At 34.8% G+C, this 20,669-nt stretch carries 23 protein-coding genes and 2 pseudogenes; 10 read left to right on the top strand and 15 right to left on the bottom strand.

Features of this window, described 5'->3' with window-relative positions; translation table 11 throughout:
- The first annotated feature begins 197 nt into the window (after positions 1-197).
- Positions 198-890 carry an ABC transporter ATP-binding protein gene (locus Q5W13_RS19325; protein ID WP_304444133.1) on the top strand — a complete coding sequence of 231 codons (693 nt, stop codon included), beginning with the start codon at positions 198-200 and terminating at the stop codon, positions 888-890.
- A gap of 27 nt (positions 891-917) precedes the next feature.
- A complete protein-coding gene (locus Q5W13_RS19320) occupies positions 918-1,682 on the top strand; it encodes a TIGR02757 family protein (protein WP_304444132.1) in 765 nt (254 codons plus the stop codon).
- 43 nt (positions 1,683-1,725) lie between these two features.
- Here the strand turns inward: Q5W13_RS19320 and Q5W13_RS19315 are convergent, their stop codons facing one another.
- The gene (locus Q5W13_RS19315; RefSeq protein WP_304444131.1) at positions 1,726-2,601 is read right to left on the bottom strand and encodes a helix-turn-helix domain-containing protein; all 876 of its coding nucleotides are present in this window, start codon (positions 2,599-2,601) and stop codon (positions 1,726-1,728) included.
- A 170-nt stretch (positions 2,602-2,771) separates the two neighbouring features.
- Here Q5W13_RS19315 and Q5W13_RS19310 point away from each other — a divergent pair, with 170 nt between their 5' ends.
- Positions 2,772-3,167 (top strand): DUF983 domain-containing protein, encoded by a 396-nt coding sequence (locus tag Q5W13_RS19310; RefSeq protein WP_304444130.1) that lies wholly within the window; start codon positions 2,772-2,774, stop codon positions 3,165-3,167.
- Between the two features lie 15 nt (positions 3,168-3,182).
- On the opposite strand, the gene Q5W13_RS19305 is transcribed toward Q5W13_RS19310, so the two are convergent.
- The 3 genes from Q5W13_RS19305 to Q5W13_RS19295 form a co-directional block, all read right to left on the bottom strand.
- On the bottom strand, positions 3,183-3,749 hold the full coding sequence (locus tag Q5W13_RS19305; protein WP_304444129.1) for a TlpA family protein disulfide reductase: 567 nt from the start codon (positions 3,747-3,749) through the stop codon (positions 3,183-3,185).
- Between the two features lie 69 nt (positions 3,750-3,818).
- Positions 3,819-4,208, bottom strand: coding sequence for a pyruvate kinase (locus Q5W13_RS19300; protein WP_304444128.1), 390 nt, complete (start codon positions 4,206-4,208; stop codon positions 3,819-3,821).
- 175 nt (positions 4,209-4,383) lie between these two features.
- Positions 4,384-5,241: a sugar phosphate isomerase/epimerase family protein gene (locus Q5W13_RS19295; RefSeq protein ID WP_304444127.1), complete on the bottom strand. Its 858-nt coding sequence runs from the start codon at positions 5,239-5,241 to the stop codon at positions 4,384-4,386.
- A 179-nt stretch (positions 5,242-5,420) separates the two neighbouring features.
- Here Q5W13_RS19295 and Q5W13_RS19290 point away from each other — a divergent pair, with 179 nt between their 5' ends.
- Positions 5,421-5,819, top strand: coding sequence for a YchJ family protein (locus tag Q5W13_RS19290; protein ID WP_304444126.1), 399 nt, complete (start codon positions 5,421-5,423; stop codon positions 5,817-5,819).
- Between the two features lie 112 nt (positions 5,820-5,931).
- Positions 5,932-6,828 (top strand): GDSL-type esterase/lipase family protein, encoded by an 897-nt coding sequence (locus tag Q5W13_RS19285; protein ID WP_304444125.1) that lies wholly within the window; start codon positions 5,932-5,934, stop codon positions 6,826-6,828.
- Between the two features lie 26 nt (positions 6,829-6,854).
- Here the strand turns inward: Q5W13_RS19285 and Q5W13_RS19280 are convergent, their stop codons facing one another.
- From Q5W13_RS19280 to Q5W13_RS19265, 4 genes and pseudogenes are all read right to left on the bottom strand, one after another.
- Complete coding sequence (locus Q5W13_RS19280) at positions 6,855-7,199, bottom strand: efflux RND transporter periplasmic adaptor subunit (RefSeq protein WP_304444124.1); 345 nt, start codon at positions 7,197-7,199, stop codon at positions 6,855-6,857.
- Positions 7,196-8,002: an efflux RND transporter periplasmic adaptor subunit gene (locus tag Q5W13_RS19275; protein ID WP_304444123.1), complete on the bottom strand. Its 807-nt coding sequence runs from the start codon at positions 8,000-8,002 to the stop codon at positions 7,196-7,198. Before Q5W13_RS19275 ends, Q5W13_RS19280 begins: the two co-directional genes overlap by 4 nt.
- A gap of 10 nt (positions 8,003-8,012) precedes the next feature.
- Positions 8,013-12,348, bottom strand: a pseudogene (locus Q5W13_RS19270) (CusA/CzcA family heavy metal efflux RND transporter).
- A 77-nt stretch (positions 12,349-12,425) separates the two neighbouring features.
- Positions 12,426-12,824 (bottom strand): hypothetical protein, encoded by a 399-nt coding sequence (locus tag Q5W13_RS19265; RefSeq protein WP_304444122.1) that lies wholly within the window; start codon positions 12,822-12,824, stop codon positions 12,426-12,428.
- A 692-nt stretch (positions 12,825-13,516) separates the two neighbouring features.
- Here Q5W13_RS19265 and Q5W13_RS19260 point away from each other — a divergent pair.
- A complete protein-coding gene (locus tag Q5W13_RS19260; RefSeq protein WP_304444121.1) occupies positions 13,517-13,699 on the top strand; it encodes a hypothetical protein in 183 nt (60 codons plus the stop codon).
- Positions 13,700-13,749: 50 nt separating this feature from the next.
- A pseudogene (locus Q5W13_RS19255) lies at positions 13,750-14,123 on the top strand (DUF2237 family protein).
- A gap of 15 nt (positions 14,124-14,138) precedes the next feature.
- Here Q5W13_RS19255 and Q5W13_RS19250 read toward each other — a convergent pair.
- The gene (locus Q5W13_RS19250; RefSeq protein WP_368662324.1) at positions 14,139-15,119 is read right to left on the bottom strand and encodes an FAD-dependent oxidoreductase; all 981 of its coding nucleotides are present in this window, start codon (positions 15,117-15,119) and stop codon (positions 14,139-14,141) included.
- 13 nt (positions 15,120-15,132) lie between these two features.
- On the bottom strand, positions 15,133-15,399 hold the full coding sequence (locus Q5W13_RS25355; protein WP_368662323.1) for an FAD-dependent oxidoreductase: 267 nt from the start codon (positions 15,397-15,399) through the stop codon (positions 15,133-15,135).
- Between the two features lie 150 nt (positions 15,400-15,549).
- On the opposite strand from Q5W13_RS25355, the gene Q5W13_RS19245 reads away from it, so the two are divergent.
- Positions 15,550-15,963 carry a 6-pyruvoyl trahydropterin synthase family protein gene (locus Q5W13_RS19245; RefSeq protein ID WP_304444120.1) on the top strand — a complete coding sequence of 138 codons (414 nt, stop codon included), beginning with the start codon at positions 15,550-15,552 and terminating at the stop codon, positions 15,961-15,963.
- Between the two features lie 27 nt (positions 15,964-15,990).
- Here the strand turns inward: Q5W13_RS19245 and Q5W13_RS19240 are convergent, their stop codons facing one another.
- Positions 15,991-16,752, bottom strand: coding sequence for a CDP-alcohol phosphatidyltransferase family protein (locus Q5W13_RS19240; RefSeq protein ID WP_155596240.1), 762 nt, complete (start codon positions 16,750-16,752; stop codon positions 15,991-15,993).
- Between the two features lie 209 nt (positions 16,753-16,961).
- On the opposite strand from Q5W13_RS19240, the gene Q5W13_RS19235 reads away from it, so the two are divergent.
- Positions 16,962-17,495 carry a glutathione peroxidase gene (locus tag Q5W13_RS19235; RefSeq protein ID WP_304444119.1) on the top strand — a complete coding sequence of 178 codons (534 nt, stop codon included), beginning with the start codon at positions 16,962-16,964 and terminating at the stop codon, positions 17,493-17,495.
- Positions 17,486-17,908: a hypothetical protein gene (locus Q5W13_RS19230; RefSeq protein WP_304444118.1), complete on the top strand. Its 423-nt coding sequence runs from the start codon at positions 17,486-17,488 to the stop codon at positions 17,906-17,908. The genes Q5W13_RS19235 and Q5W13_RS19230 overlap by 10 nt, the downstream gene beginning before the upstream one ends.
- Before the next feature lie 8 nt (positions 17,909-17,916).
- On the opposite strand, the gene Q5W13_RS19225 is transcribed toward Q5W13_RS19230, so the two are convergent.
- From Q5W13_RS19225 to Q5W13_RS19210, 4 genes are read right to left on the bottom strand one after another with little or no spacing between them, the layout of a single operon-like run.
- Complete coding sequence (locus tag Q5W13_RS19225; protein WP_304444117.1) at positions 17,917-18,414, bottom strand: CIA30 family protein; 498 nt, start codon at positions 18,412-18,414, stop codon at positions 17,917-17,919.
- 18 nt (positions 18,415-18,432) lie between these two features.
- Positions 18,433-19,914: a cryptochrome/photolyase family protein gene (locus tag Q5W13_RS19220; protein WP_304444116.1), complete on the bottom strand. Its 1,482-nt coding sequence runs from the start codon at positions 19,912-19,914 to the stop codon at positions 18,433-18,435.
- On the bottom strand, positions 19,911-20,039 hold the full coding sequence (locus tag Q5W13_RS19215; RefSeq protein WP_155596237.1) for a DUF2256 domain-containing protein: 129 nt from the start codon (positions 20,037-20,039) through the stop codon (positions 19,911-19,913). Before Q5W13_RS19215 ends, Q5W13_RS19220 begins: the two co-directional genes overlap by 4 nt.
- Entirely contained in the window at positions 20,039-20,668 is a 630-nt protein-coding gene (locus tag Q5W13_RS19210; RefSeq protein WP_304444115.1) for a flavin reductase family protein, read from the bottom strand. Before Q5W13_RS19210 ends, Q5W13_RS19215 begins: the two co-directional genes overlap by 1 nt.
- Position 20,669 lies beyond the last annotated feature (1 nt).

Genomic DNA, 20,669 nt, shown 5'->3' with positions numbered 1-20,669 from the left:
TTTTGTTTATTGTATGTGTAAAAATAGTGAACAAAAGTACAGCTTTCTATACCAATCTACCAATTTAATCTTTTTGTGTCAAAAACAGCATCTCAACACATCTGTCTGTAAACATCAATTTTCATTACTTTTACCATTCAATAAAGTTTCGGATTAATTTTTTCGATGAAATTCACACGGATTAAGAATCAAAACATATGATCAAGGCCAATAATATTAAAAAGTTTTACGGCGATTTAGAAGTTCTAAAAGGCGTAGACCTTCATATTAAAAAAGGAGAAGTTATTTCTATTGTTGGTGCCTCGGGAGCAGGAAAAACAACTTTATTGCAAATCTTAGGTACATTAGACGTTCAATCTAACCCGTCTGATAGCACGCTTTTGATTAACAGTACCGAAGTAACAACACTGTCCGATAAAAATTTGGCGAAGTTTAGAAATGAACATATTGGTTTTATTTTTCAATTTCATCAGTTACTTCCAGAATTTACAGCACTTGAAAACGTTTGCATCCCTGCCTTTATAAAAAACACACCTAAAGCTCAGGCCGAAGCAAAAGCTAAGCAATTATTAGATTTTTTAGGGTTATCCGCACGCTATAATCACAAGCCTAACGAACTCTCTGGCGGAGAACAACAACGGGTAGCAGTGGCACGTGCATTAGTAAACGACCCCTCTATTATTTTTGCCGATGAGCCTAGCGGAAACCTAGATTCTGAAAGCGCCGATAATCTTCATAAACTCTTCTTTGAGCTGCGTGATGAATTTGGACAAACGTTTGTTATAGTTACTCATAATGAGCAGTTGGCAGACATGGCAGACAGGAAGCTGACCATGGTAGACGGTTTAATCGTCAATAAACAAGTGGTTCTTGATACTCCGGAACTCTAAGCTAATTTTATTAAATTTCTACACGGAATGAACCGCACCGAACTGAAGCAATTTTTGGACGCCAAGGTATTAGAATATGAGCATCCAAAGTTCTTGGAAACGGACCCCATTCAAATTCCCCATAAATTCTCTCGTAAAGAAGATATTGAAATAAGTGCATTTCTTACAGCAACCATTGCTTGGGGTAATCGTAAGAGCATTATTAACAATGCGAATAAACTTATGGGCCTCATGGGCAATTCGCCTTACGATTACGTCCTAGAATATACAGAGGACAACAATGAAGAACTATCTACATTTGTACACCGAACTTTTAATGGTGAGGATTTAGGCTTCTTCATAAAAAGCCTACAGAATATCTATATCAATCATGACGGACTGGAAGCTGTTTTTGCTAAACACGCTACAGGACAAAACATGCAAACTGCTATTTCTGGCTTTAAGAAAATATTTTTTGAACTACAACATCCTTCACGAACCCAAAAACACGTAAGCGACCCTCTGAAAGGTTCCGCTGCGAAACGCATTAATATGTTTTTACGATGGATGGTACGGCCCAATACTACCTCTGTAGATTTTGGGATTTGGAAAACTATTACTCCCAGTCAACTATCATGTCCTTTAGATGTTCATTCTGGAAATGTAGGCAGGAAATTGAAGCTACTTACCCGCAAACAAAATGATGCCAAAGCTCTTGCCGAACTGGATAAAAACTTACGGAAATTGGACCCTATAGACCCTGTAAAATATGACTTCGCTCTTTTTGGCCTAGGTGTTTTTGAGAAGTTTTAAAGCAAACAAAAAAATATTAATATATTGTTATAGTGCTTATTAACTACATGTACTTCTTTCTAAACTCTAAAGGTGTCATCTTTGTTTTTGTTTTGAATATCCGTGAAAAATAGGCATAATCCTCATAGCCCAGCAGTTCAGAAACGTGAGACAAGGAATTTCCTGAATGCACTATAAGTCGCTTTGCCTCTAAGAGAATATGCTCCTGAATTAATTCCGTTGTGGTCTTTCCCAAAGTACTCTTCGTTACCCGGTTTAAATGCTTTGTAGTAATGTTCAGTTTGTCCGCATAAAAGTGAGCCTGCTTTTCTGTTTTATAAAATACTTCAATAGCCCGTTCCAAGTCAGAAAGTATCTTTAGATAAGTAGATGAAAGTGAGTTTTCAGCTATATCAAAAACAGTATAAATTCTACTTAAATCTATGTATGTAAGATTAATGAGACTTGCTAATTTTTGTTTCTTATAAACGACATTAATATTATACTCTACATTAATTTCATCAAAACGACTAGCTATTTTTTGAAGTTCTACAGGTGATAGATTGAGGCTAGGCGGGTTCTTATATGAATAGTAAAAAGGAAATTGATTAACCTTAACATCAGAAATACTCAACTCAAAGAAAGACTGTGTATGAAAGAAAATATATCCTTCAGCAGGTGAGTCAAAATCCCAACTATGAGTTTGCCCTGGTTTTAGAAAAAATAAGCTTCCTTCTTTTATAGGGTATGAACTAAAATCTATTTCGTGTGTACCACTCCCCTTTAGAAATACAACACATAAGTAAAAATCGTGCTTATGGGACTTATGTACAATTGCTTCATTATTCTTTAAATGAGTTGCCAAATCATTACTATAAAACTCAACCGCTGCATTTGCATCCTCAAACTGTTCTATATGTAATATTGGTAAAACCTTCATGAAAGCAAATTATGTCCTAAAAGTACAAAAAGCTGCGATAAGTCTATAAGTGCTCAACATCTCATGTGCTTTACATTTGTACAGTGATTGAATAATTAGTTAATCGCTATTCGTTTCAAAAGTGAGATTATAAAATCATCAAATTTCAAACTATCTAAAGAAAAGAGGATATGGAATTTTTAAAAGGGACAAAGGTTTACAGCATATTTACGGGAACTTGCCCTGTTTGTCAAAACGAAAGCATGTATAAGGAATCTAATCCTTATCAAATTTCTAGTACTTTAAAAATGGAAGAGCGCTGCAGCAACTGCCGTACAAAGTACAAAATAGAACCTTCTTTTTTCTACGGAGCAATGTACGTTAGCTATCCAGTGGGTCTCTTTTTTGCAAGTATCGCCCTATTTCTTTGTTTTTTTATTCTTCATCTGAGTCTTTTAACCACATTTCTGGTTATTGTAGTAGAAATGATTTTGGTACTACCTATAATTCTACGTTTATCTAGAAATATTTGGATTAACTTCTTTCTACATTACAAACGACCTCTTAAAAGTGAACAGAAGGCTTAATTACAGCCTTAAAGACTAAGACGCAATAAGTTCGTCTAAAATTTGTCTGAATCTTTTAGCATTCCAATCTGTAGAACCTGTCTCCTTTATGACAATTTTTCCACTTTTATCTATGATAAAGTTGGTAGGAATACTTTTCTCATAAAGTTCTTCAGGTGCTTGCATTCTAGGAATATATACCGGTAAAGTATATTGCTTTTTGTTTAAAAACTCCTTCACAACTTCAGGTTCCTCGTTTGTCAACAAAATAAATTGTACCGAATCCCCATAATCATCATATACTTTTTGGATGCTGGACATTTCAGCAATACAGGGTGGGCACCACGTAGCCCAATAACTAATGAAAGTTACTTTATCCCTACCTATTTCTATAGATGAGGATGTGCCGTCCATAGCAGTTACTTGATACGAAAATGGTTGTAATGAAACTTGGTCTTCCTCTTCTAGCGCTGACGGAGAAAAGAACTGCATCTTTATGTTATTTAAAGCAACCTGAATGGGCTTTCTTGTTTGTGGTATAATTAACAGGAGAACAAAGATAAATAACAGACCATCGCTAATACTTAACTTTCTTTTTTTCATTTGTAACAAATGTAATAACTGCAGAACCAAATATTTACTAAAATGGCATTAGTCTAAAATGAGAGCGTTTTAATTAGTTTCCCCCAATTTCTTAAACTGCTTGTAGATCCATTGCTTTTCTTGAAGTGAAAACTCTTTGTTTTCAAACCAATCGTGAGCGGCTATTTTCTCGTTTTCAATTTGCGCGGTTCTAATGGCTTCTAACGATACCAGATGCCAATGGACTCCTTTATGACGATTTACAGAATAACCAATACCTTCCGTTATATAAGATATTTTGGGCTGGTTAATTAGCTTAACTCCGTTTCTTAAAACTGCCAAAGTCTTGGTCAGTTCCACAACTTCTGAAAAAGAATACCGTATAAAATCGTTAAACCCTTCTTGTTTGGTGTTATATAATTTGTCTCCTATTTCTAGTTCTTTCATAGCTGTAAAAGCATGTAAATTTAATGGCTTCAAATGGTTTACAAAGAATTAGAATGTCAGAAATTATTAACAAATTTTTCAGTTTTATGATAGTAGACTGACCTTTAAGTATTCACATAAAAAAATCAAAACTTTACTTAAATAACATATGTAAATAAAAAAACCACTGCCTTACGACAGTGGTTTCTAAAATTTAAAAGGTTTTAACTTAATTAAAGCCAAACTTCTTTAAGCCTTCATGACTTACTTTAATTGCCTCTAAAGGTTCCATGGTAAATGTTTTATCTTGCTCTACCATATAGTACTTCATACCAGACAGTTTCTTTTGTGCTTGAATTGGGCCAAAATCAATACTACCCGTTCCTACAGGAGCAAACCACTCATCTTCATTCATATCTTTAACATGCCAAATTTTGAATCTTTTTGGATACTTTTTGAAATAAGCTACCGGGTCTGCACCAGCTTTTGTCACCCAAAATAAGTCCATTTGAAAGTTAACGTATTTTGGATTACAGTTTTCCAACAGATAATCTATAACCACTACTCCATTTTCATCTTTCTTAAATTCAAAATCATGATTATGATAAAGTAATTTAAGCCCTGCTTTTTTACATTTCTCCCCTAATGTATCTAAAATACCTGCAAGGTTTTCTGCGCCTCCTGTCATACCCATTACCATACCTTCTTCTTGAAAGGTAAAAAGACCCATTGGTGGAATAGGAATAACAAAATACTTAAAGCCAGCAGCCTTAACATCAGCAATCATAGCATCCGCATTTTCTAAAGTAACTGAAGCTTGGTGACTACTAATTGGCTTTAAGCCCATTTCTTTTAGCGTTTTTTTGAATTCAATTGGAGTCATTCCGTAGAACTTCCCATTATCATATCCTGCAGCCTCAATATACTTATAACCGGCATCAGCTACAGCTTGCAAAGTAGTTTTGGCATCAGAAGCCATATCATCCCTAAGGGTATATAAAGCTAGTCCTCCATAGCTATCTTGGGCATTTACAAATGAGGTTGATGCTATTAAAAAACAGACCAGTAGTAATTGAATTTTTTTCATTATTGTTTGAGTTTTGTGTAGTACGCTAAGATACTACATCTGCATAAAAAGTATCTGACCGATAATCGTAAAATTAGAACAACCTTTTAACTTAAAATGTAAACGGAAACAAATTCTATAATGTATCGTTTTATAAAGGCATTCAAAAAATGTAGTTTTAGCCTCTAAATTCGTTTAATATGAAATGCCCCTGCAATCCTCAAAACAATTATACTGATTGCTGTCAAAAAGCTCACAATGATATTTTAAATATCAAAACCGCTGAAGCCTTAATGCGATCACGTTACAGTGCTTTTGTAGTGGCCAATATAGAATACCTGCAAAAGAGTCACCATAGCACTACCCGCCCCAATAAAAGAGAAAAACGTAAAATTGAAGCTTGGACCAAATCTGTGAATTGGGTAAAGTTAGAAGTTTTAAATACCGCCAAAGGAACATCAACAGATACGGAAGGTACAGTAGAGTTTAAAGCTTTTTATATCGAAAATGGTCAAATGGGCGTCATTCATGAAAACTCAAATTTTAAAAAAGAAAATGGACATTGGGTGTATGTGGACGGTAAACATTCAGCGGTATAATTTATTCTATTAATCATTAGATCTAGACTAGTACTCTTATAAAATAATTTTGCCTTAGTTTTAACAAAATTTGTTTTTATTTTTTACTTTAACGAAAGACATTCCAAACACTATGAAAAATACATTTTTGGCCATATTCTTTATTGCTTTCAGCATCTCAAATTACGCTCAAGAAACTTCAACAACCTTTAATGACCAAGAGTTCTTGGCATACCTAGAAAACTTATCAGAGAATAAAGAGGCCGCCTCGGAAACTAAAAAAGAATTCAGACAAAAATCATGGGCATATTGGTCTGCGAATAAAATTGATTACAACCAATCTCCTGAGAAATACAAAAAGGCCCTATCGCTTTATCACCTTAATCAAGAAAAGTTTAATAACGACCGTGTTATTGCTCTTGACCGCTTCAAGAAAGCAATTGAGAATTTTAAGAGTTTTGACAGTAGAAACACATTACCTAAAAACCCGGTTCTTTTTGTAGGTAGCTCAAGTATAGTACATTGGGAAACAGCCAAAGCTTTTCCTGAGTTTCCGGTTATTAACCGAGGTTTTGGGGGAGCGAGTATTCCTGAAATAATTTATTATTATGACGATGTTATTAAGAAACACACTCCTGCAATTTTGGTCATCTATTCCGATATTGATGTAGAGGCTGGAAAATCTCCTAGCGTTGCCGTAGCCGCTTATGATGAGTTGCTCACCAAAGTAAAAAAGGACTTTCCTGAAACAGAAGTACTACTCCTTGCCATGAAGCCCACTTTAATTGATGATTTTTTAGGAAAAGAGGTTGCTAAAAACAAAATTCGCACCAACGAGCTACTATCCGAATATTGTGCAACTGAAGAGCATATGAAGTTTGTGGATGTTTCTACGCCGATGTTAAAACCCGATGATGCCGTCCGTTCCGATATTTTTCTGGAGGATGGACTTCATATGAATCCATTAGGCTATACTCTTTGGAACCCTATTTTAAAAAAGGAAATTGGTGAGCTTATGAAAACGAAGTAATACTCAGTCACCAGAAGTGCAACTAACTATTCTCCTCCAATTAGATTAAAGGTTCCTTTTGTCAGTATTTTATCTTCTTTAGTAAGTTCATCCATTGCGGTCAGGGCGATATTTCCTTCGTAGGTATTGCCCACTTGTACCGAAACCGAGTCAAAATAATAGCCTTCATCCGTTTCTTCGTTTAACTTTAATAGCGAATGGATGTTTTCCATGCTTACAACCGCAGTTTCAGCTATTGCGTTGGCCTCAATTATTTCCGTAATAATTTCAGCCTCTACAAACATTCCTGTCAAGAAATTGGCTTCTTTTTCATCTTCAAGATGTGCATGGACTTTAATTGTTCTATTTTCTTCAATAGCCGTACCTATCAAATGGACTTCTGCTTTAAAAACATTGGCTGAAGATTCTGGGACCCTAAAATTGATTTATGGCCTTTCTTTAGTTTCATAATATCCTTTTCGAATACCGATAATTCTAGATGAATATGGTCATTGTCTATAATTTCCATGATAGAGGTGGCTGGTGACACATACGTACCTCTAGTCACATTAACCTTTGTTATACTTCCAGAAATTGGTGCGTAAATTGACACTACAGAACTTATATTCCCACTTTCTACTTGCGACGGTGAAATGTTTAAAAGCGTCAATTGTTTACGGAGACCATTATAACTGGCAACAGCGGTTTTATAATTGCTCTGTGCTTGTAAAAAGCTTTTTTGAGAAGTAATATTCTCCTCCATCATTGTTTTTTGTCGCTCGTATTCTGCTTTTAGAAAACCTAACTTTTCGTTTACTTCCATATAGTCTTGCTGCAATGTAATAAACTCGGGATTTTCAATAGTTAGGAGCGTCTGCCCCTTCTGCACCTTATCTCCTATCAACAAAGGAACGGTTTTGATATAACCTCCTCTAGTAGCATTAACAACCGCTCTGTTTTCTGGTGGTACGTCAATCATTCCGGTAGTTTTCACGGTTACGGGAAAAGACATGGATTCTATGTTACCCAACCTCATTTTACTGCCTTTAAATTGTGCTTTTGAAACAAATAATCTGCGTTCTACAGTCTCCTCTTGTTGCTTTTTACTTTTACCGTTTTCTGATTCCTTTTCGCCACAACTAAAGAGTGTTATCAATAAGCTCAAGGTTAGTATGTTATATATGATGCGTTGCATAATGCGTGTATTAAAGGGTTAGGTAATTTATGGCGATAACTATTTGGTTGTATTGCTCTAGTTTGTCTAAATAATCTAGCTTTACTTCATAAGCACTTTCCAAACTCTGTATGTATTGATAAAAATCTACTTCGCCATTTCTAAAGCTTCCATTGGCTGTTTTTAAGATTTCATCAGACAAAGCGGTTCCTTCTTGCTCGTAATAATCCAGGAACTTCTCAATTGGTCCATTTGCTCTTTTAACGTCTCGTATTTTGCTTTCAGTTGAATTTCGTACTCGTTGTATTCTTCGGCGGCTATTTCCTTAGCAAAACCTGCTGCTTTAATTTTATACGCCTGTCCGCCAAACAAAATGGGAATCTTTAGCCCTACTTGGTATCCGTACAAATTACTATTGAGTCCGGAGTTGGTACCTTGAAAATAATTGAGACTAATATCCGGCAACAGCCGCTGTTTTTCAAAACCGTACTTTACTTGTAATAAGGAAATCCTTTTTTGGTAATAGTCCAATTCTGAACTCGCGCTAATGTCAATGGAATTAAAACCTACTTTTAGAATAGTTTCATTCGCTATCACCAATGGGTCATCTGACTGTACCACCTTCATTAAATCAACATAGGCCAATGCCACGTTCTGTTGAGATTCAAGATATTTTATATTGATTTGCTTCTGTTTTGAAGTTGCCGTAATCTTTTCCAAATAATTGGTTTCTCCCAGTTCAAAACGTCTTGTAGCCATACTAGAAAAGTTAGCATACAGACTGTCTAGCGTAGCTAAGACACGTTGCTTTTTACGAGCAATTTGATAGGTGTAATAGGCTCGTGTCACCTTCCGTTTCAAACCTTTTTCTTGTATATCATAAGAACTTGCAGTCAAAGCCAAGTTAGCTTTGTTTATTTTTTTCTCTGAAAAATAAACAGTTGGAAACCTAAAATCTTGCTGTACGCCATATACTCGTAACGGTTCATTGTTTGATGCTAAATTATTCTCATCAAACTCATAATACACCTATAGTTTTATCAAAACTGAAAGCACTGTTTACTAACGCATTTGATTGGTCTACTTCTAAACTATTAGCATTAAGACCGGCATTATTTTTTATAGCCATTGGAATCAAAGTTTCCAAATCCACAGGAGCTTCTTGGGCATTATTATTTATGGCGAATAGCAGTAAGAGCGCAGTTAGCACAGTAAGTTTGCTTCCTTTGGCCGCTACCTCCCCTTTTTTGGACGAATTAAAATAAGCATACAAAACGGGCAATACCACCAAGGTTAATAGTGTAGCTGTAATTAAACCTCCAATAACCACCGTGGCCAACGGGCGTTGAACTTCCGCCCCTGCGTTTGTTGAAATAGCCATAGGCAAAAAGCCAAAAGCTGCTGCCATTGCCGTCAATAAAACAGCTCGCAACCTATCTTTAGAACCCTGCTTAATCAGTTCATTAATATCACTAAACCGATTCCCTTTTTTAAGTTCTTTAAAATGTTCTATTAAAACAATTCCGTTAAGAACGGCTATTCCGAATAAGGCAATAAATCCAACTCCAGCAGATATACTAAACGGCAAACCGCGTATCCATAATAACAATACACCACCCACTGCAGCCAGAGGTATGGCAGAATAAATCATTAAAGCTTCTCTAACCGATTTAAATGCAAAATATAGGAGTACAAATATTAGAATTAAGGCGATAGGGACCGCGACCAACAACCTAGATTTTGCACTCTGAAGATTTTCAAACTGGCCTCCATAGGTAATAGAATACCCTACCGGGAAGGTAATATTATCATTAATTAGTTGCTGTACATCGTTGACGACGGATTGTAAATCTCGGTTACGTACATTAATCCCCACTACAATTCTGCGCCGGGTATCATCACGTGATATTTTTGCAGCACCTTTTTGATAGGTAATATCCGCCAATTCACTTAGAGGTATTTTGCCTCCTCTTGGCAAGTCTATATAAAGACTTTTTAGGTTGTCCATATCCTGCCTTAATTTTTTGTCCAAGCGAACTACGAGATCAAAACGTCTTTCGCCTTCAAAAACATTTCCGGCACTACGCCCTGCAAACCCCATGGATACCATATCATTTACTTCTTGAATATTTAAACCGTAACGTGCAATCTTGGCTCGGTTAAACTTTACATTCATTTCAGGAAGTCCAGCTATTTTCTCAACCGAAATATCTGCGGCACCCTCTACATTTTCGATTAACACTCCAATTTCATTTCCTTTTTTTGCCAGAATATCAAGGTCATCGCCAAATATTTTAATGGCAATATCCGCGCGAACTCCTGTAATGAGTTCATTAAATCGCATCTCTATAGGTTGAGTAAATTCTACTTCCATTCCCGGAATAATTGACAGAGCTTCTTTAAAAAGGTCAGCCAACTCATCCTTAGAACCAGCAGAAGTCCATTCGCTTTTCGGCTTTAAAACAATAATTACATCACTCTCTTCCATAGACATGGGATCTGTAGGCACTTCCGCAGCACCAATACGCGTGACCACCTGTTTGACTTCTGGAAATTTATCTAGTAAAATATTCTCTATTTCGGTTGTGATTTTCACTGTATTACTTAAGGACGTTCCCGTTTTAAGCACAGGCTGAATCACAAAATCGCCCTCATCTAATGTGGGTACAAATTCACCTCCCATACTAGTATATAAATACACTGATACTACCAATAAAATGCCCGCAATACCCAAAACAATACGCTTGCTATGTAAAGCCCAATGAATGACTGGTTCGTATTTTGAATTCAGCCATTTCATAAAACGTACAGATATATTCTTATCCGATGCCATAGAGGGCTTCAAAAATAGAGAAGCTGCTACGGGAACATATGTGAAACATAATATCATTGCGCCAATAAGGGCAAAACTAAAGGTCAAGGCCATAGGTTTGAACATCTTTCCCTCTACACCGGAAAGAGATAGAATAGGTATGAATACAATCAGGATAATCAACTGCCCAAAAATGGCTGAATTCATCATTGTTGAAGCCCCGTTTAATGTAATTTTATCTTTTATTAGCTGTTGTTCTGCTTTTGGGATGCCAATAATCTCGTCTTTCTTTTGAGTAATCTGAAAGGCAATAAACTCCACAATAATTACCGCCCCGTCTATGATAATTCCAAAGTCAATAGCCCCTAGACTCATTAAATTGGCATCTACTCCAAAAATATACATGAGTGATAAAGCAAAAAGCAAACAAAGCGGAATTACAGAAGCTACCACTAGCCCAGAACGCAAGTTCCCCAACAGAAGAACAACTACAAAAATTACAATTAAACAACCTAAAATAAGATTCTCAGATACGGTAAAAGTAGTTTTGGCAATAAGTTCGCTACGGTCCAAAAAAGCATTGATGTACACTCCTTCAGGTAACGATTTTGAAATGGTAGCCACCCGTTCATGAACGGCATCAATCACTTTTTTAGAATTGGCATCTTTCAACATCATTACTTGCCCCAGTACTTTTTCTCCTTCTCCGTTACCAGTTATAGCACCAAATCTGGTAGCACTACCAAAGCCAACATCTGCAACATCTTTTATATAAATTGGCAGGTTCCCATCGTTCTTAATCACAATATCGCCTATATCCTTCAAAGAAGTTACCAAACCTTCTCCCCTAATAAAATAAGCCTGATTAACTTTCTCAATATATCCCCCACCTGAAATACTATTGTTCATTTCAACAGCCTTGAATACATCTTGAGCAGTGATGTTCATGGCATTGAGCTTTTCTGTATTTATGGCTACTTCGTATTGCTTTAAGAATCCACCCCAAGTATTAACTTCTACAACACCTATGGAATACCAGAAAGCTGCCGCTTTACGACCCAATCTTGAATGGTGCGCAAATCTTCTGCGTTGTATTGACCCTTATACTCCGGTTTAACATCTAGAATATATTGATAGATTTCTCCTAACCCTGTGGTTATTGGGCCCATTTCCGGCACTCCAAAACTTTCTGGGATTTTCTCCGATGCCGATTTAATTTTCTCGGCAATAAGCTGCTGGGCAAATATGTACCCATATCATCATCAAAGACAATGGTTACAACAGAGAGTCCAAATTTTGATATAGACCTAATTTCCTGTACGCCCGGTAAATTTGCCATTTCCAGCTCTACAGGGTACGTTATAAATTGCTCTATATCTTGCGTAGAAAGATTACGCGACGTGGTGATAACCTGTACCTGATTATTCGTTACATCGGGCACGGCTCCTATAGGTATTTGTGTTAATGAATACAGACCAAACCCTATAATAAAGGATGTGAACAAAAGAACAATTAGCTTGTTCTTTATGCTGAAATTAATAATATATGATAGCATCTTTTCATAAAATAATAAACGTTAAGCGTCCGAAGTTTCACCCAAGTGAACGGACCTATAAAATGAATACGATTATTTTACGAATGCCGTGGCGGCTGAAGAATACCTTCTGAATGAAGTGATGAAGAAGGTGCTTGATAAAAGAAATTATGTGATTTATACTCAGAGATTTCAAAAGATTTGAAATGCTCTTTATAAGCAATCAGAACAAAAGCCGTGGCAGAAGAAAAGTGCGACTGATGCTGAAATGGCAACTGTTCGTGATCCTCCTTTTCTTCTTGGTGTTCTTTATCGTGAGTTGCTTTTAATTCTCCATAATGCTTTGAAATGAACACAAACACATTATCACCATATTGCTCACTATGGAATTGAGCGTGTTCTATAAATTCGTCTATTTGAGACACATCACAAAGACTTACTCCAAAGCTTTGCAATAGAACAACAAATGATAGAGATATGGATAACAATTTACTCATTACTATAAAGATACTGATTAACGCATTTACTTAGTTCTATGATTTTCAATTCCTTGTTAATATAGAATCTGTCTAATTTATTCTTTATGGCGTTTTTAAATTATGCTATTTGTTATGATAATTGGAAAATAATGATGAGGTTGAAAAATTATGCTAAGAAAAGAAACTTTTAAAAGCTCATACCCAAATAATTTGTTCTTAAAGCTGTTTAAAAAGCACATGGTGAAGAAGCTACTAAAAATCGTTCATCTTTATTATGCCTTAGATAAATTTTAGTTCTGGCCACTAAACCGACAATTTAGTACCACAATTGTCATATTAACTGCTATAAAGTCACCTTGACATGCTAATAAAATAGTTTTTTGTCAAAAAATTTAAAATTCTTGTAGTACGGAACCATTTTTGCTAATATTTGAAATATTGCCTTTAAACATTTGGTTTATAAGGACTTTCCTTGAAGAAACAGAGAATATTAGTCAATTATTATCTCTGTTAGCACAGGATTGAAAATTAATTTTTAAAAATTAATGCCCCTAAATTAGGGTCATTTTAATACTATTTTGTAATTTAAGATTAAGTTTGCAATTATTTAGCGCATCATAGTGGTGTTAAAGTATTATTAATGTATATGTGATACTTGCTATTATTTTTTTGTTTAATTACTTTTATAAAAGATCAAACGTAATATATTTATGGACATTTTAGAAGAAGCAACAAATTTTGAAACTGCCAAAATGAGTCATATGAGTACCAGTGATAGGGTAACAGCTTCTCGTGAAGCAAAAAGACTTATTTTAGAAATCAACGAGATTTATAAAAAGACGCAAGATTCAAATTTAATGGATGTCATGAAGCGGTTAACCGCTAAGAGCTAAAAGAGAATTGATATTCGGTTAAAAGGAAGACCTGACTCAGGACTTTAGCAATGCCGGAAAGTAACAAATTAAATGTTCTTGGAACTGCTTTAGAAGCTTGTTGTACCAATCCCCCTACTGGATATTTCCGAGACGGGTTTTGTACAACTATTCAAGAAGATTCCGGAACGCACATTTTATGTGCTATTGTTACTGAGGATTTTTTAAATTTTACTAAAGGGCGTGGAAATAATCTTTCTACGCCCTTACCTCATTGGAATTTTCCCGGACTTAAACCTACTCCAAATGGTGTCTATGTATTTCTAGATGGTTAGAAGCTGAACGCGCAGGAAAAGCTCCGTTTGTAGTTCTTGAAGCAACTCATCAAAAGGCTCTAGAATATACTACCCTAAAAATGCTTCAGAAATATGAAGCTTTAGTTTAAGTGTACCCAACATTACTATCTATTGGAAGAAATGGTATTAGAGACTATTTCTACAACAGAGAGCGCGGCTCTTTCTCCAGAAATCATAGCTGCATTCAACGAACCATTTAATTGTGTATCTCCGGCTAAAAATATATTTGTTGTTAACCGTGTTTCAGATGGCAACATATCATATTGTAAATTATCCAATCTAGGAAGTGCCATTGGTATACTGTACTGATTTATAAACCTGCACGAATCAATTCCACAGTACTCCTTTAATTCCCTTTTCACCCGCTCAATAAGGTCTTCAACTTTTAAGCCTTGATTCTCCACTACCGTTACCGATAACAATTCTTTATTCGGTATAATATTAGTCTCCAGACTTGTGTGGTAGAAAATATTATTGATTAACGTTCCTGGTTCAGGAACAAGACCAATAAGTGGCTTTTTAATAACTCTATTTTCTGTTTCAAAATATAAAGTGTCACATGACTTCCACTCAGTTGACTGATTTTTTAAATTAGAAATCAAACTACTCGCATCTGTGGCTACTATAGTATAATGACTTTCTAATTTTGTATTACCCTCAAGTGTTATTTCGGCATCTTTTACGGATGTTACTTTTCTATTGAATTTGAAGGTTGTGTTTTTTAGATTGTTTGCCAGCTGTTTTGGAATTTCCTCAATTCCAGATTTTGGTAAAGCAGCATACCCTTCTCCAAACATTTTGTATACAAACTCAAACATTCTACTAGATGTCTCTAACTTGTTTTCAAGAAAAATACCACTAAAGAATGGTGAAAAAAAATCTCCTATAATTTCAGAGGAAAAGCCTAATTGTTTTAAATAAGACAAAGTAGATTGCTCTTTGTCAGAGAAAATATCTGACAATGTATTTGTCTTTAATTTATTATTCAGTTTAAGAATTTTAATTTTATCGGAGAGAGTTCCAATTCCAGATAGTAATGTGGGAAATAACAGTGAGAAATCTCGTAGAGGGTCCCCAATAGCCAATTGTTTTCCGTTTTTAAAAATAGCGGCGCCAAAAGAACTTTTGCAAATCTAAAGCCTCAAAGTCCAAGTAGTTCTGAGCTGCAGGATAAGCCGTAAGCAACACCTGAAAGCCATGATCTAATTGATACCCATCTACAATATCTGTTTTAACCCTTCCACCAACCCGGTCAGTAGCTTCAATAATAACAGGAAAAAATCCATTTTGTTCCAGAACGGTAGCTGCGATTAAACCACTAACCCCTGCACCTATAATATGTATTTTAAAGTCCTGTTTTCTCATAATTAAATCATTTATCAAAATAGAATAATCTTCTACTAGGCTAATTTAATAGTTCTTATTTTTGTTTAACAATTAACTAGTAAAAATAAACAAAATAGATTTATCTTTATCTCAAAGGTAAATAACACATAGCCCATACTTATACCATATATGAACAAAACAGCCATTACACGTTGTGAACATTTTAATGCAGCCCATAGATTGCATAACACGAACTGGAGCGATGAAAAAAACCTCGATATTTTTGGTAAATGTAACAACCCTAACTATCACGGACACAATTATGACTTGGAGGTTAAGGTTATTGGTATTTGTGACCCCAATACGGGCTATGTAATAGATACAAAAATTCTTTCTGGTCTTATTAAAGATAAAGTATTGGACAGATTTGACCATAAAAACTTAAACTTAGATACCAAAGAATTTGAATGTTTAAATCCTACCGCAGAAAATATAGCAATGGTAATTTATAACCTTCTAAAACCAGAATTAGATGACAGTCTAGAATTACGAATAAAGTTATATGAAACGCCCAGAAACTTTGTGGAATATCCTTATTCGTAAATTGGGATTACTACAGCCTTTCTAAAATTACAACAGCTTTCTAATACTAATAAAGACAATAATCATTAAGGAATACCACAAGAAAAACGGAATAATGTATTCTTTAAAGCCTGTAACCAAAAGTAAACTTATAGTCAGCAGTTGAAACCCAAGACCAAATGTTGACAAAGCCGTCATTAGCGCATTTGGGAGTCGTTTACCATTAGAAGCATTTGAATCTAAGGTGTAAATAATTTTATCAAAAATGCCATAAAGCGCTTTATAAAATCCAAAGAGAATATTTACATTTTTTTGCTTCTCTCCTTTTAAAGCTGTTGGAGAATCGTATTCAAAAACCCTACTTGTGGTATCACCGTCTACACTATTTCTTAAAATAACATAATAGTAATTATATAAAGTACCTTGCAGTTGAATCCCTAAAAAAGCAAAAAAACTATACATTAAATTGGCCTCTGTCGTATACCAAAGTGCTGTAAAAATAAATAAGTTTAAAATTATATCTGCAACAGAATCAAGATAGCGGCCTGTATACGAAGGTGTGTTTTTTACTCTTGCCAACTCCCCATCGGCAGCATCTAATATTGATTTGAGGATCAAAAAAAAAGCTGCGGCCCAATAATAACCAAGAAAAATACAAACAACAGCTATGAAACCAGAGATTATAAACCATATCGTCACATCAATAGGTGTATATGAAGTCTCTTTAAGCCAATTTGCTATGAGTCTTGCAATAGGTCTTCCGTAATCAGAAAGGTCGATGAATTTATGCTCTTTTGGTAATTTAGACATGCTACTTTTTAATTCTGAAATTTTGAGTCTATCAGCAAAAATCCATTAGAATATATGATTATATGAGTAATTGGTAAATGTACAATAGCCTCATGGATAAAGCCTAGCTTAACCAGTTAATTTTGTTTATCATTTTACATTATTAATTAAACGAAATTGTAACTTTGTTTATGATGTAGATAGGTAATTACATCTTTTAAAATTTAGCTATGAAAACAACTGATAAAGCAAAACTGTTCCCAAGTACTTCTTCTAACACAAAAGAACAATCCGTCTATGATATAGCTATCAATACTTTAGATGGCATACCTATCTCTCTTTTGGATTATAAAGGAAAAAAAATACTTTTTGTGAATGTTGCATCTGAATGTGGGTTTACAAAACAATACAAAGAGCTACAGACTTTAAGTGACACCTACAAGGAAGAACTTGTTGTTATTGGTTCTCCTTGCAACCAATTTGGAAAACAAGAACCTTATGATGCTTCGCAAATTCAAGAGTTTTGTGAATTGAATTTTGGTGTCAAATTCTTACTCACCGAAAAGATTGATGTAAAAGGAAACAAGCAACATCCATTATATAAGTGGCTTACCTCCAAAGAATTTAATAGCAAAAAAAGCTCTAGTGTGAAGTGGAATTTTCAAAAATATTTGGTAGATGACAAAGGGAATTTAATTGATTATTATTTTTCAATTACTAAACCTATGAGTTCTAAAATAACCAAACATTTAAAATGTCAATAGCAATTCTTAGGCTTCTATTAGATTTTGGCCTTGTTGTCTTAATTTGGATAATACAACGTATTGTCTACCCGAGTTTTCTTCATTATGAAACTCAAAATCTAATTGTTTGGCATAATGCTTACACTGCCCGTTTTAGCACCATAGTCATACCATTAATGCTTGGCCAACTTGCCATTTCTATCTATCAAGTTATTGTAGCGACTAATATATATACCGTAATAAGCATAGTATGTATTGTTCTTATATGGGCATCTACTTTCTTGCATTTTGTTCCTATACATTCTCAAATCTCAAAAGGAATAATTAATGAAAAAATATTGATTACGCTCATAAGAAAGAATTGGACGCGAACCATATTATGGACGTTGCTATTTATATTCAGCTTTACTTATTGTGCTTATTGGAGTCTGTAGAATAGGTTTTATTTTAAAACGATAGAACCAATTTCTAGTTTAAAATCTTCTGCTTTTTTATTACCTATTAAAAAAGCAACCTCCTGAATACTGTTACCATCATAATTTAGAATATTTAGCTTACGACCTCTAAAAGTAGGATACATGTCTGCTAGAAGCAACTCTATAACTTCCCAATCTTCTGATGTATTGAAGTATGATACATAAGAATGATCATCTGATACGTTCTTTTTTAATCTAAACTGATATTTTTTACCATCACCTTTTACATTCAAAATAATCTTTGAATATGGTTTTGTAACTACATCATTGAAACGGTGTTTTAAAGTAGAAAAACCACCATTATTATCTAATGAAACATGCCCTTCAAAAATAACCTTGCCTTCGTTATTTAAATGAACGGTTCCGCATGACTTCCCGCCCATGACAACATCGTCTATCACTTTCCAATCGTTAATATCATTCACTGCATTGAAATCGAAAATAGTGTAAAGTTGTGTTGTCATTTGAAATATTTAATTACTTTATAAAGTCGATAAAAAAGCTTGTCCATTCTCCAAATGCTGTTGCTGTTTCTCAGCAGGCATCTTATCAAACATTCGCACGAGCATTCCTAAACGCGGATTTGATAAAAAGAAATCGCGATGCACATGCATAAAACGCCAAAAGAGCCCATCCCAAGTGTCCTGCCACTCCCCTTTTTTATAGTTACTCATTTTTAATAAATAATTACTGCCACTAATATAGGGTTTGGTTGCCATAAGCCCACCATCTGCAAATTGACTCATTCCATATATATTAGAGACCATAACCCAATCATAAGCATCTATAAAAAGTTCCATAAACCAGGTATAGACATCATCCGGATCAAACTCGCACAGCATCATAAAATTACCTAATATCATTAGTCGTTCTATGTGGTTACAGTATCCTGTTTGTAATACTTTTTTAATGGTTTGATCAATTGGCGGAATACCGGTTGTTCCATCGTAAAAAGAGGATGGTATTTTTCTTTTAAATTTCCAAAAATTGGTTGTGCGCTCTTCACTACCTCTAGATTCATAAATACCTCGCATAAATTCGCGCCACCCTATGATTTGACGGACGAAACCTTCGGTAGAATTGATGGGCACCTTGTTTTCTTCAGCATACAATAAACAAGCTTCAATAATTTCTTTAGGCGTTATTAAACCTACATTGAGCATGGGCGTTAAAACGCTGTGGTTTAAAATAGAATTTTCAGCAACTACTGCATCTTCATAGGTTCCGAACTCCATAAAACGCTGCTCAAAAAACTGATGCAACCACATTTGGGTTGTTTCAAAACTTGTTGGATATAAGGACTGTTTTGTTAGAATTCCTAAATGATCAGAAAAATGCTTTTCTACATAGGTTATGGCTTCCTTATAATAGATATCTACATCTGGAAATTGAATAGAAGGAGGCGTTTTCTTAGCAGGATATTTCTTTCTGTTTTCCGCATCAAAAGTCCATTTTCCACCTGTAGGTTTACCATCAGCATCTATTAAAATATTTCGCTTTTTACGCTGCTCAGTGTAAAAGGTAGTTTGATGGTATTTCTTTTTATCGGTTCTAAAAAAAGTCGCTAAATCTTCTTTCGTATTTAAAAATAAAGGTGAGTTGAGCATCGTTGTTGAAATATCAATTGCTAAACAGCCTTTTTCTATCCGCTTCTGTAGCCAATTATCCGTTGGGTCTATATAGTTAATATGTTCAATTCCGTGAAGCTTCAATGTTGGGATGAGCTCTCTAATATCAGAAGTAACATCCGTTGCTTCAATATAAAATACTTCAAGGTTTTTATCTTCTCTTAGAAAACTGGCATACCGCTGCATTGTAGCTCTATGAAACGCTATTTTTTGCTTGTGGAAAGGGTACTGCTTAAAGAATAAATATTCTTCAATAATATATATGGGTGCATGCACTTCAAAAAGTGGCGACTCTTTAAATAATTGATGTGGAAATATTAAGTTGATACTTTTCATTTGTTCCTTCTACAACGTTCACTACAATATTTTACGGTGTCCCAGTTTTTCTCCCATTTTTTACGCCATGCAAATGGCCGTTTACAAACAACGCATATTTTCTCAGGAAGATGTTGCTTTTTCATTACTCAAATTCAGGTAATTGGTTTAACCTAGCATATGGATGGTTCTCTATCTTTTTTAAGGAATAGTAGCTATTTAAACCTGAAATACCCACGGCATTGGTTATTTCTAAATCAATATCTCCGTCTATCATAGCATTGTCCGGCAATATCAAATGTTCAATTTCGCCAATAATCAAAGTCGTTCCGTTGTGCTTAATATCAATTGCTTCTACAAAACGCATTCCTATCTTAAAACTGCTTTCTTTAACAAAGGGAGCTTTAAAATTAGTTATATATTCTTCGGTAAGTTTACATCGTTCAAATTCAGAAATATCTACATCAAATTTTGCAGAAGTGTAATGTGCGTTTTTTACAAATTCAGGATGAATGTGATTAATAGTATAGGTTCCGTTTTCTAGAATATTACGATACGTATGCCCCACTTCTGCCGTTCGCGGTCTAGCGATAAAGCCTAGAAGCGCAGGGTCACTGCCTAAGTGTACCACAGAGCTAAATATAGCAAGATTAGTCTGTCCTTTATCATTTATAGTACCTACAAGATTAGCCGGCTTAATTCCCGTAACCGAATTAATTATTTTTAGTTTAGTAACACGGTCTAGTGTTACTATATCTTCTTTAGTATACATCATA

It is taken from the genome of Zobellia laminariae (genome assembly GCF_030553095.1).
In the GTDB taxonomy this organism is placed as follows: Bacteria; Bacteroidota; Bacteroidia; order Flavobacteriales; family Flavobacteriaceae; genus Zobellia; species Zobellia laminariae.
Note: the sequence above shows the minus strand (reverse complement) of the source record. Positions and strands in the feature narration are given on the sequence as shown.